At 64.1% G+C, this 11,948-nt stretch carries 9 protein-coding genes; 6 read left to right on the top strand and 3 right to left on the bottom strand.

Annotated elements, in window-relative coordinates; translation table 11 throughout:
• Positions 1-279: 279 nt before the first annotated feature.
• A complete protein-coding gene (locus ACESNG_RS10195; RefSeq protein ID WP_373060487.1) occupies positions 280-687 on the bottom strand; it encodes a PIN domain-containing protein in 408 nt (135 codons plus the stop codon).
• The gene (locus ACESNG_RS10190) at positions 684-959 is read right to left on the bottom strand and encodes a hypothetical protein (protein ID WP_373060484.1); all 276 of its coding nucleotides are present in this window, start codon (positions 957-959) and stop codon (positions 684-686) included. Before ACESNG_RS10190 ends, ACESNG_RS10195 begins: the two co-directional genes overlap by 4 nt.
• Positions 960-2,583: 1,624 nt before the next feature.
• Between ACESNG_RS10190 and ACESNG_RS10185 the strand changes: the two genes are divergently transcribed.
• The 5 genes from ACESNG_RS10185 to ggt all read left to right on the top strand — a co-directional run bounded on the left by ACESNG_RS10185 (position 2,584) and on the right by ggt (position 10,800).
• Complete coding sequence (locus ACESNG_RS10185; RefSeq protein ID WP_373060482.1) at positions 2,584-3,180, top strand: hypothetical protein; 597 nt, start codon at positions 2,584-2,586, stop codon at positions 3,178-3,180.
• 134 nt (positions 3,181-3,314) lie between these two features.
• A complete protein-coding gene (locus ACESNG_RS10180) occupies positions 3,315-3,899 on the top strand; it encodes an ECF-type sigma factor (protein WP_373068840.1) in 585 nt (194 codons plus the stop codon).
• A complete protein-coding gene (locus ACESNG_RS10175) occupies positions 3,896-8,623 on the top strand; it encodes a serine/threonine-protein kinase PknK (RefSeq protein WP_373068838.1) in 4,728 nt (1,575 codons plus the stop codon). Before ACESNG_RS10180 ends, ACESNG_RS10175 begins: the two co-directional genes overlap by 4 nt.
• A 48-nt stretch (positions 8,624-8,671) precedes the next feature.
• Entirely contained in the window at positions 8,672-8,944 is a 273-nt protein-coding gene (locus ACESNG_RS10170) for a DUF4242 domain-containing protein (protein WP_373068836.1), read from the top strand.
• A gap of 110 nt (positions 8,945-9,054) precedes the next feature.
• A complete protein-coding gene (gene ggt / locus ACESNG_RS10165; protein ID WP_373068834.1) occupies positions 9,055-10,800 on the top strand; it encodes a gamma-glutamyltransferase in 1,746 nt (581 codons plus the stop codon).
• 22 nt (positions 10,801-10,822) lie between these two features.
• Here the strand turns inward: ggt and ACESNG_RS10160 are convergent, their stop codons facing one another.
• Entirely contained in the window at positions 10,823-10,972 is a 150-nt protein-coding gene (locus ACESNG_RS10160) for a lmo0937 family membrane protein (protein WP_309669700.1), read from the bottom strand.
• Between the two features lie 158 nt (positions 10,973-11,130).
• Between ACESNG_RS10160 and ACESNG_RS10155 the strand changes: the two genes are divergently transcribed.
• The coding region (locus ACESNG_RS10155; protein ID WP_373068832.1) for an iron-containing alcohol dehydrogenase at positions 11,131-11,948 on the top strand (818 nt) is incomplete at its 3' end.

The raw sequence follows: 11,948 nt of genomic DNA, 5'->3' as shown, positions 1-11,948 counted from the left end.
TACATGCCGATCAAGGCCGATGCCAGTGGGAATGGAAAGTCGATGGCCACGGTGAACATCGCCGCACCGACGTCCGGCGATTTCCACGTAAACGTGCACATGTCGCCGAGCGACTTGAAGACCATCGTTGCGTGTGGCGACCTGAGAATAGGCGCGATGTAATCACCAACGACTTGTACGCTCGGGCGCGGTACCTCCGCACCCGAGCGTGTTTGCCGCGCGTCACTCGTCGGTCGTCAGCAGCTCGCTGGCGACCGACGAGTCGCTTGCGACGCGCGCTTACGCCAGCTCGCTGAGCAGCTGTGCGCCATCGGACTTGGCCAGATCGCGGTCGAACGTGACGAGCGTACATAAGTTGGCGCGATAGTCGGCCAGAATGAGTTGATCCATAACGCCAGGCACGGCGCGCGAGGCCCCGCGCGCGACGACGTCACGCAACACGCGACGCGAGACGCCCGTGCACTGAACGCGCGGGTCGTCCAACAGCGCAGCGAGCGCCTGGGTGGCGTCTGTGTGCAGTACCGCGTAGTGATGGCGCAATACGAAGTACGACTCGCCGACTACGAGATCGGAAACGCAGACGCTGTCGCGCGAGGCGGCCAGCAGCGCACGTGCGGTCTCCGCCTGCTTCGCCGGCGCACCGGTCAGCAGGCGGAGTACCACCGAGGTGTCGAGTCCGATGCTCATCGCGTCCGTTCGGACGCACGTCCGCGCGCGACGCTTCGCTTGGCGGCGCTCATCGAGTGGTCGTCGACGGTGGTTGCATACTCGCCCAGCGACGCGAACCAGGTGGGTCTCCATGCGGCGGCCGTGTCCTCGGCCGCCGAGGGCGACGCCGGCGCGTCGAGCACGTGGCGCACGCCTTCCGCGACGAGGTCGCGAACGGTGCGACCGCGACGCGCGGCTTCGACCTTGAGCCGCCGGTACAAGGCATCCTCGAACTCGATGGTGGCTTTCATCACGGCAATATACCCAGTTACCCAGTAAAACAGCCACGTACAAAACGTGATATTTTGCATGATGCCCGGGGGGCGGGCCATTCGCGTCATCAAACCCCTGCGGGCATGTCGAATCGAACGGCTGCGGACCGGTCCGCTGGCGCGATCCACGGCCGCGCTCGTGGACAGCGCCGCTAGCGGCAACACTGTCCAGATATCAGTAGTGTCCCAACGTTTTTAAAAGGAGAAATATTGGAATGGGCTCGAGATCAGAGTCTGAATGACTGGGTTGTGGCGTAAGCAGTTGATGGAGCGGGACTTGCTCGAACAGGGCCACACTCGGGATCTGTAGCATTTCGTCACATGCTCTGCCGGTCAAGTGGTAGACCTTGCTTCGCGATCCAGGGGTGCGTCTTGACCTGAACACGTGGGGACACCGTTCATGGTATTGCTGTTCTTCGCGATCTTCGCGGACTTCGCGCGAACTGCGGGGCCTGCGGCTGCCTCGGAGCGGTCGGAGAGCCAGCTGGTGCGCGCGAAGCTCGCGAAGCACGCGAAGAGACGCGAAGAGACGCGAAGAACAGCAAAATGATGGGAAAGGAAATCGTGCCAACGGACGGGGGCGCGGCGAACCATCAATGCTGTTGTGGCTGTTCTTCGGTGCGTGACGGTCCTGCGCGCCTCCGCGCAGAAGACCAACATGCCGCGCCTCGTCGTCACGTCGAGACCAGACCAAACGACTCCGTCTCCCAAGCAAATGAACCACTTACACCGTTCTCATCCCAAAACGTTGGGACGCTACTGTCCAGATATGATGACGATCGCCGTGACCCGTCCTTCCACGGCCGATGTCGCGCGACAACGCGTCCGCCCGCCGCGCGGCACATTCAAGGGTTGTCGTTGCTGCTTATCCGCGAAGATTCGTGACAATCCGCGGTACAGCGGTTCGTCAGCGGTCGCCGAGAACGGCATCAGCGCGGATCAGCGCGAACAACCACATCTTGTCGTGGCAGCCTATTCGCGAACACTCCCGCCAATCGGCGGTGAAGCGCACCATGGCCCCGCTCACGTGATCGCCGCCTCGACCAAGACCTTGCGGGCCGGTGTCGGACGACGACGTGGATGGTGGATCCGCAGCGCGTGAGCGGCGGCGGCGATCACCATGACTGGACAGTATTGCCCCAAGCGGCACTTTCGTAAATCTCACGTCCTGCGACGGCCAAGTTTCACGAGTTTTCAAAGGAGAATCCTGTCTCCTGCCGCTCGCGAAAATGCTACAGGAAAGAAGTGGCGAAGCGCGGCACGGCTGAACGGATCACACAGAGAAAAAGAGACCAAGAGAAAAGGAGACCATGGACCTCTGTGTTCTCCTTTTCTCATCTTCTCTGTGTGATCCGTTCAGCCGCGCCGCGTGTTCAACGTGAAAATCGCAGACAGGAACGCATCGTCTTTAGAGAGGGATCGGTCAATTGGTACCGTATTTTCAGTTAGGCGCCGAAGGGGGTATTGCATAGGGGGAAGGCAACAGATTGTGGCTAAGAAATGCGAAAGTTCCGCTACGGTGAGCCGAAAGCCGTCGCGATGCCGCCTTCTCCAGTACGGCCGCCTTCGATGCCGCGCTTCCCGACCTTGACCGGACTCCCTGATGACCCGACCGACCTCTGCTCTGCTCCTCCTGGCGACGGCGTGCGCGCTGCTCGCCGCCTGCGCCGGTGACGCCACGCCGCCGACCGCGACCGCCGCGACCGTTGTTGCCGATGATCACGGTACCCATTCCAAGATCGCAACCGGCACTTTGACGGTTGACCAGGAAGCGGGGATCAAGGCCGCCCGCAAGGCCACGGCGCGCTTCAACAGCTTCAACCAAGCACAGAAAGCCGGCTACACGACACAGTTTCCACTGGGATGCGCGCAGCTTCCGGGGATCGGCGCCCAGGCGTACCACTACATGAACCCCGCGCTCGTTGACAACATCATCGATCTCGAGCACCCCGAGCTGCTGATGTACGAGCCCCAGCGGAACGGATCGCTCGAGCTGGTTGGCCTCGACTACGTTGCTCCGCGACCGGTGAACACGTTGGACAACAAGCCGGCTCCCCTCCTCGGCATGGAGTTCGCGCCGATCGTCGTACAGGGCGTGAGCGTGTGGGCGCTGCACATCTGGGCGTGGCGTCCGAACGCCCTTGGGGTGTTCACCCCGTGGAATCCCGCCGTGAGCTGCCAATACCAGTTCCAGGAATGAGATTCGGCCGCTGATGAGCTGATTTCCGCAAAGTCGCCGCCTGAGAATCGTGGAGGCACCGCACGCTGGCCGTTCGGTGCCTCCATGGGCAAAATTCAGGAAGGCGCGATACCTCATTACCCGACGGATGTGACATGAGCACCCCGAACACGAGCGATCAGGGCGAGATCACCAAGCTGCTCCAGTACGCCGGCAACGGTGACGCGTCGGCATTGCATCGCGTATTGGGTCTGCTGCATGACCGTTTGCGGGGGATCGCGAGTCGACAACTGGCCGGCGAAGGAGAGGGGCATACGCTTGAAACCGATGGGCTCGTTCACGAGGCTTATTTGCGTCTTGAGGGACTCGACCGAATGCAGTGGCGCGACCGCCAACACCTGTTGGCGATGGCCGCCCGTACCATGCGGCGCGTTCTGATCGACTACGCCGACCAGCGACGCGCACACAAACGTGGGGGCGGGGACGTCGCCGTGACCCTCGGGGCGGCCGACGCTGCCTTGGCCGCCGTCGATGCACGCGCCGACGAACTGCACGCCTTGGATGAGGCGCTCGAGCGCCTGTCGGCGCTCAATCTGCGGCAGAGCCAGGTGGTAGAATGTCGGTTCTTCGTGGGGCTGAGTGTGGAAGAGACGGCGGAGACGCTCGAGCTGTCACCGGCTACGGTGAAGCGTGATTGGACCGCCGCACGGGCGTGGTTGAATCGGGAACTGAGCGCATGACCAAGCCGAACGAAGGCGGCTGGACTTCGGTCGAGGCACTCTTTCACGAGGCGCTGCAACAGCCGTCGCAAGCGAGAGGCACGTGGTTGGCTCAAACGTGTTCAGACGTACGGTTGCGGGCCGACGTCCAAGCGCTACTCACCGCCCACGGACGTCGTGGTGTCCTCGACGAACTGATCGACGATGTGATGGCGCCGATGCTCCCGTCGCGCACCGCGGCGCCGACGCTGACGCACGCCATGCCCGCCGACTCGCGCTATCGTGTGATCGAGCGACTGGGTGGCGGCGGCATGGGTGTGGTCTATCGTGCTCGCGATGAACGGCTCAACCGCGACATTGCGCTCAAGTTCCTGTCCGCACACCTGAGCGCGGATGTGACCGCCAAGAAGCGCTTTTTGATCGAAGCCCGCGCCGCCGCGGCGATCGAGCATCCGAACATCTGCACCGTGCACGAGATCGGTGATACGCCCGATGGACTCCTCTACATCGTCATGGCCTGCTACGATGGCGAGACCCTCGATCGGCGCATCGCCCGTGGGCCGATGCCGTTCAATGAGGCCCTGCGCATCGCGGGCGAGATCGCGCGTGGACTATCGAAGGCGCACGAGCGCGGCATCGTACACCGCGACATCAAGCCGGCCAACGTGATGATCACCGACGATGGACACGTCAAGATCCTCGACTTCGGCATTGCCAAGCTCGCTGACGTGACCAGTACGCAAACGGTCGGAGCGATCGGCACGGTGGCGTACATGAGTCCCGAGCAGGCCTTCGGGGAATCGGTCGACCATCGCACGGATATCTGGTCGCTGGGTGTGGTGTTCTACGAGATGATCGCTGGCGTCCGACCGTTCAGCGGCCGCGGCGATCAGGCCGTGCTCGTATCGGCGCTGACGGCCGACCCGGTGCCCCTCGTCAGCGTCCGCCCTGATGTCCCGGCCGCCCTCGACGCGCTCGTCCGGCGCATGCTGGCCAAGCGTCCGGCCGATCGCGTGGCCAATACCGCTGAATTGATCGCTGCGATCACATCCTGCGCCATCGCGCCGCCGGTTGGGGCTGCGGTCTCGGTCGCATCGTCCGCTAGCATCGCAACCGGCGAGCCCGAACGCGACCACGTGCAACGTCGCGAGAGCGCGCTCACGCGTGGCGGCGAACGCCGCCAGGTCACGGTGGTGGCCTGCACAGTCGAAGGGCAAGATGCACTCGTGGAGCGCCTCGATGCCGACGAGTCGGAGCGCGTCATCGCCCGGTTGCATGAGGCGGCGGCCGAGGTAGCCACGCAGAACGGTGGCATCATCAACCAGTTCGCCGGTGACGATCTCGTGATGCTGTTCGGTGTGCCGACCGCGCACGAAGACGATGCGGTGCGCGGTGCACGCGCGGCGTTGGCATTGCGCGAGCGAATCGCCGAGGTGGCTTCGACACTGGATGCCCGTTTGGCCGCGTCGCTCCGAGTGCGCGTGGGCATTCACGTGGGAGCGCTGGTGGCGCAACGCCTGCGCAGCGGCGATCGTCGCTTCCGCATCAGCGGCGCCCCGGCCGACATGGCCACGCGGCTGGCGGCGGCCGCCGATCCGGACACGATTCTGGTGAGTCCGGAGGTTCGTCGACTGGTCGCGGCATTCATGCACACGGAGCCGTCGGCTCCCGTTGTACTGCCGGGCGACACCAATCCGGCCACGCCGCATCGCATCCTGCACGCATCCGATGCGCGTTCACGACGCGAAGCCGGCGAGGCGGCTGGTCTCAGGCCGTTCGTCGGCCGTGCCCGCGAGCGCGCGATGCTCGCCGAGCACGTCGAAAGCGCACGACAGGGTCAGGGTCGATTCACCGTGCTCATTGGCGAAGCGGGTGCGGGAAAGAGTCGGCTGCTGCACGAACTCCGCGACCTCGCCGTCGCGCAGGGTTTGCGCGTGATCGACGGGCGCTGTGATGCGTACGGCGGAAGCACGCCGTTCCTGCCCTTCGTCGACGCCGCGTATAATCTGCTTGGGCTTCCGCGCGAACAGTCGGGACCCGAGCGGCACCAAGCGGCGGTCGCCGCCGTGCGCGCCATCGATCGGTCGCTGGAAGAGCATCTGCCGTTCTACCTCACGCTGCTGGCGATTCCGAGCGAGGCGTATCCGGTGCCGGACGCTTTGCGCGGCGAGCGGTTTCAGGGCGCGATGCTCGAAGCCATCGCCGCCCTGTACACGCTTGGCTCCCGTACGACACCGACCCTGTTGCTCCTCGAGGACTGGCATTGGGCTGATGAGGCATCGCGCGCGGCTCTCCGACAGCTCGCTGAGGTCGTTCCGGGCTCTCCCCTGTTGTTAGTTGTGACGTCACGCCCCGACAATGCATTCGACTGGGGCAGCGCCGAGCATCAGACGCTGGTGCACTTACCGCCGCTCGACGGCGCCGCTTCGGCGTCGATCGCGCTCGCGGTCTTCGGCGCTGATCGTATGTCGCCGTTACTGGTGGCGCGATTGCACGAGCGCACCGGTGGCAATCCGTTCTTCCTCGAAGAAGTCTGCGAGGCGCTCCGTGAAGACGGCAGTGTCACGGTACGCGACGGTGAAGCGGTGGCTGCCGCGGACTCCGGCACCGTGCACGTCCCGGAAACCGTGCAGGGGGTGCTGCGCGCGCGAATGGACCGTCTCGACGACGAAGCTGCTGAAGTACTGCGTGTGGCCGCGGTCATCGGTCGGGAGTTCTCCCGCGGCGTGCTGGAGGATGTCGTGGAATCGCCGACCGATCTTGTGCGCTCGCTCGAACGGCTCAAGTCGTCCGGCCTGGTGCAACAGATCGCGGTGGTACCGGAGCCGACCTTCCGCTTCAAACATGCGCTGACCGAAGAGGTCGCGTACGATAGTTTGCTCGAACACCAGCGTACCACGTTGCACGACACCGTCGGTCGTGCCATCGAACGGCGCTACGCGGCACGCATCGACGAACATGTCGAACGGCTGGCGCACCACTTCAGTCGCGCCGAGGCGTGGCCCGATGCCGTGCGCTACGGTACGCAGTCGGCTGATCGTGCCATGGGGCTGAGCCAGAACGCCGACGCCCTGCATACGCTCGAGCGAGTCGAGGCGTGGGTGCAGCGCCTGCCCGACGATAGCGCGCGTCGCGATTTGCTGGCCGACACGTTGCTGCGGCAGGAGCGACTCAGTGAGATGCTTGGCTTGCGCGCCCGCCAGCTGTCCATCGTGGATGCGCTGATTTCCGCGCTCGCACCGTTCGGTCCATCCGATCGACTGGCGCAGGTCTATCTGCGGCAGGGAGACGCGTACACGCTGCTCAAGCGCTTTGAGGCGGCCGATCGTGCACTCGAGACGGCCCTGCGTATTACCCGGGAACGCGCGGACAAGCAGGGCGAACGGAACGCGCTCCGCAGCATCGCCTTTCTGCGTTCGCATGAAGGGCGACACGAGAGCGCGCTCGAGAAGATCGAAGAGGTTTTGGCGTTGGGCAGGGCTGCCGGGGACACCCGGGCTCAGGCCGGCGATCTCGCCACGCTGGGAAATATTCTGCGTGCACTCGGGCAATTGGATCGCGCGCTCGCCGTGCTGGAGGCCGCGCTGGAACGCACCGAGGTCGGCGAGAATCCCGAACGCTACGGCGCGTTGCTCAACGTGATGGGGACCATTCACCGCGAACTTGGGAACCTCGATACGGCGCTCGAGTTTTTCCGGCGCACCGAGGCCTATCTCTCGGTCACGGTGTACGCGTCGTTCTCGCAAACGTCGATTGCCCTTATCCAGCTGCAGCAGGGACGAGTAGAGGAGGCGCTCGCGACCTATCAGGACCTGCTGCGCTTGAACCGGAAGGCGGGCTTTGTCGAGGGGATCGCGCTCGGCTGTCGTTCATTGGGGGAGGTGCTGATCGGCCTCGATCGTCACGAAGAGTCGGTGCCATACCTCCACGAATCAGCCACCTTGTTCGCGCACATCGAAGATCACCGGAATGAGGCGCTGATGTGGCGTCGATTGGCGGGCATTCATGAACACTGTGGCGCACCCGAGCAGGCGCGCACGGCATGGATGAAGGCGCGCGAGTTGCACCGGAAGCATACGAGTCTCTCGTATGAGGCCGAGGCGGTCGAGGGTATCGCGCGCGCCGAGCGGCAGTTGAACTGCCGGCCCGAGCAGGTGGTGGAGCGCTACGAAGAGGCGCGCGTCCTGGCGGTGCGCGAGGACGATCATGTCCGGGAGTTGGCGATCCGCAACTCACTTGGTATCGTACACTGGCAACGCGGCGCCTATGCGGACGCGGTGCGCGAGTATGAGGCGGCTCTTCGCATTTGTCGCGTAACCTCCGACCGGGTGCACGAAGGGCTTATTTTGAACAGCCTCGGCGCGTCACTCAACAAGCTGCGTCGTTGGGATGAAGCGCTGACCACGCTTTCCGAGGCGGTGCGTGTGAACACTGCCAGCGGCGAGCAGCTGCTGCTGGGCCACGCCCTCTCGGCGCTCGCCGATGTGTGCATCGGGCGGGCGCAGTTCCGCGACGCACTCGAGTACCTGCAGTCCGCGATGACCATCCGGCTCGCGACGGGCGATCGTCGTGGCGAAGGATGGTTGCTGGAAAGAATGGCGCGTGCGCACCGCGCGCTCGGAAATCAGGCCGAGGCGGCGAGCGCTGCGCAGAGCGCCGAGCGGATCGCGCGCGAGGTAGACGACGCCGCATTACGCGACGCCCTCACCGCGATCCCGCCGGTCGCGGCGCACGTTGTACCGTAGGGTCTCCGATTCCTGAATACTGTCCGATCACGTTTACACTGAGTCACCATGCCGCACTACATCATCGAGCGTAATGTCGGATCGCTTTCGTCCGACCAGTTGACCGCCGCCGGTCGTATGTCCAACTCCGTGCTGGCGGAGATGCCCGAGGTGGTGTGGGTGAAGAGCTATGTGTCCGATGCCGAAGGGAAGATTTATTTCGAGTACATCGGCCCAACCCGGAAGCGGTGCTCGAGCATGCGCGCCGCAGCGGGATGCCCGCGAACAAGATTTCCGAAGTATCCCTCGAGATCAATCCGGCGATGTTCATGTAGCTGGTGATGAACGGCGGCAGGACGTGGCGGCGGCGCCACGGGGGTGCCCCATATTTCACGGGGTCGTCGATGAGTACTCGCCGGCCCCGACCCGTCCTCCCTATTCGGAGTTGCAGGATGATTGCTCGTTCGACGTTCCGCAGGCCTGTGCTCGTCACGCTGCTCCTGCCGGCGCTCGCGTCGGTGCTGGTGCCGCGAATCGCCGCCGCACAGGATCGCTCGCAGTCGCGCTCCATGGTGTCGTCGAAGCAAGGCGTCGTGGCCAGCGAGAGCGTGCTGGCGTCGCAGGTAGGCGCCGCTGTGCTCGAGCGTGGGGGCAACGCCATTGATGCGGCCGTCGCCATGAATGCGATGATGGGGCTTGTGGCCCCCATGAACGATGGCATCGGCGGTGATCTTTTCGCGATCATCTATGAGGCGAAAAGCGGCAAGCTCCACGGACTGAACGCGTCGGGATGGGCGCCGAAAGGCCTCACCATCGAGCATCTTCGCGCCAAGGGACGTACCACCATGCCAGCGCGCGGGATCGATGCGGCCACGGTGCCCGGCGCGGTCAATGGTTGGGAGAAGTTACTTACCCGCTTCGGTCGCAAGACGTTCGCCGACGTGCTCGCGCCGTCGATCGTCTACGCCGAGTCCGGCTTTCCGGTGGGCGAAGTGGTGAGTGTGTTCTGGAAGGACAGTGAGAAGGTGCTGCGCGAAGATGCCGCTACCACGAAGACGTTCTTGCCCGGTGGCCGGTTACCGTTATCGGCGGAGATGTTTCGTAATCCTGAGCTGGCCTGGAGCTATCGGCAGATAGCGGTTGGTGGGGCGGCGGCGTTCTACAAGGGCCCGGTGGCGGCTAAGCTGCTCGCCAGCAGCAAGAGCCATGGCGGCACGATGACCGCCGCCGATCTGGCCGAGTTCGACAGCGAATGGGTGGCACCGATCTCCACGACGTATCGCGGATGGACCGTGTACGAGTTGCCACCGAACGGACAGGGCATCGCCGCCCTCGAGATGCTGAACATCATGGAGACGTTTCCACTCGCCACGATGGGACAGAATTCGGTGCCGGCGCTGCATCACATGATCGAAGCGAAGAAGCTCGCCTACGCCGACATGCAGCAATACGACGGCGATCCGCGCTTCGTGAAGATCCCCGTCAGCGCGCTACGCTCGAAAGCCTTCGCTGCCGAGCGCGCGAAGCTGGTAAACGCATCGAAAGCCTCATGTGCCGTGAGCCCAGGTACGCCCGGCGTCACCGACAATGGCACGACGTATTTGAGTGCCGTCGACAAAGAGGGGAACATGATCTCCCTCATTCAGAGTAATTACTCCACCGTAGGCTTTGGCGCTGGTATAACCGTGGCTGACGCTGGGTTTGTATGGCATAACCGAGGCGCCGGATTCTCCTTCGATCCCGCCAGCGCCAACGCGCTCGCGGGTCGCAAGCGTCCGCTGCACACGATCATCCCGGCGTTCATGGAGAAGGGCGAAACGCGCATCGCGTTCGGCATCATGGGCGGCTGGAATCAGGCCCAGGCGCACGCGCAATTCGTCTCCAACATCGTCGACTTCGGCTTGAACATCCAGAGCGCGCTCGACGCGCCTCGCTTTTCCAAGGAAACGTTTCCCGGATGCGACGTCAACTTCGAGTCGCGCATCCCCGATGACGTGCGTAAGACCCTCGCCGCGATGGGACACGAGATCGTGATGCGAGGAGATTACTCGAGCACGCGCATGGGAGCCGGGCAGGCCGTGATGCGCAACTACACCACGGGCATCAATTCCGGCGCGTCCGATCCCCGGAAAGACGGTTCGGCGGTGTCGGAGTTGCTGCCGCCAACGCCGCGCACAAGGGCCGCAGCGAAGCGCTGAGCGTTGTGCGGAACGCGCGACGCTACAGGACTTTTCGCCCTTGAATCACGCGCACGAGTATGACCACGACCGCGATGACTAGCAGAATGTGGATGAGTCCGCCCATAGTGTATGCGCTGACCATACCGAGCAGCCAAAGCACGACGAGGATAATGGCGAGTGTCATGAGCATGGTGTGTTCCCGAAGAAGGTGGCCGTTCGTGGTCCCGTGCGGCGTTCCCGAGTTAGGGCGCTGCCCGGGACGGTAGTACTTATTGCAATCGCGATGCCACGAACTGCAGCTGAGGCCGTGAACCTTACTCGGTGTATGCCTGCTGACTATGGTTGAGGATGTCCAACTTCATTTTCGAAACGACGCCGCGGGTGATCTGTGCGGATGGTGAAAGCGAGCGATTGGGCGACCTGGTCCGTGAGTTCGGCATCAGTCGTCCGCTCCTAGTCACCGATCGCGGTATCGTAGACACGGGGCTGCTCGAGCCGATACTCGCGTCGTTTCGCGCAGCGGGACTGGAGGTTACGGTGTTTGCCGACGTGCTGGCCGATCCGCCCACGTCTTGCGTGGAGGCGGCTGTCGCGCTCGCTGTGGCGTCGCGGGCCGACGGCGTCATTGGATTTGGCGGGGGCAGTTCGCTCGATGTCGCCAAGCTTGTGGCCCTGCTGTCCCGCTCCGGAGCATCGCTCGACGCGGTGTACGGCGTCGGATTGGCCGTGGGACCTCGCTGGCCGCTGATCCAGGTGCCAACCACCGCGGGCACCGGCTCCGAGGTGACGCCGATAGCGATCGTGACGACCCCCAGCGGCGAGAAGCAAGGCGTCGTGTCGCGATTGCTGTATCCCGATGTCGCGGTGCTCGATGCCACGCTCACGGTGGGACTCCTCCCGCGGGTCACCGCCATGACCGGTATCGACGCCATGGTGCACGCCATCGAGGCGTACACCAGCCGTCATCGCAAGAACGTGGTCTCCGATACGCTCGCCATGCGTGCGCTGCGGCTGCTCTCCGATAACATCGGTACGGTCATCGAGAACGGCGCCGACCTCACGGCGCGTCGCGCCATGCTGCAGGGGTCGATGCTGGCCGGCATGGCCTTTGCCAACGCGCCCGTGGGCGCTGTGCATGCGCTCGCCTATCCGCTTGGCGGACAGTT

The sequence above is a fragment of the Gemmatimonas sp. genome (genome assembly GCF_041689975.1).
Lineage (GTDB): Bacteria > Gemmatimonadota > Gemmatimonadetes > Gemmatimonadales > Gemmatimonadaceae > Gemmatimonas.
Note: the sequence above shows the minus strand (reverse complement) of the source record. Positions and strands in the feature narration are given on the sequence as shown.

Excerpts from the sequence above, each read along its gene's own strand:
- ACESNG_RS10195 (WP_373060487.1), bottom strand. The coding sequence starts at position 687 with ATGAGCATCGGACTCGACACCTCGGTGGTACTCCGCCTGCTGACCGGT.
- ACESNG_RS10190 (WP_373060484.1), bottom strand. The coding sequence starts at position 959 with ATGAAAGCCACCATCGAGTTCGAGGATGCCTTGTACCGGCGGCTCAAG.
- ACESNG_RS10185 (WP_373060482.1), top strand. The coding sequence starts at position 2,584 with ATGACCCGACCGACCTCTGCTCTGCTCCTCCTGGCGACGGCGTGCGCG.
- ACESNG_RS10180 (WP_373068840.1), top strand. The coding sequence starts at position 3,315 with ATGAGCACCCCGAACACGAGCGATCAGGGCGAGATCACCAAGCTGCTC.
- ACESNG_RS10175 (WP_373068838.1), top strand. The coding sequence starts at position 3,896 with ATGACCAAGCCGAACGAAGGCGGCTGGACTTCGGTCGAGGCACTCTTT.
- ACESNG_RS10170 (WP_373068836.1), top strand. The coding sequence starts at position 8,672 with ATGCCGCACTACATCATCGAGCGTAATGTCGGATCGCTTTCGTCCGAC.
- ggt (WP_373068834.1), top strand. The coding sequence starts at position 9,055 with ATGATTGCTCGTTCGACGTTCCGCAGGCCTGTGCTCGTCACGCTGCTC.
- ACESNG_RS10160 (WP_309669700.1), bottom strand. The coding sequence starts at position 10,972 with ATGCTCATGACACTCGCCATTATCCTCGTCGTGCTTTGGCTGCTCGGT.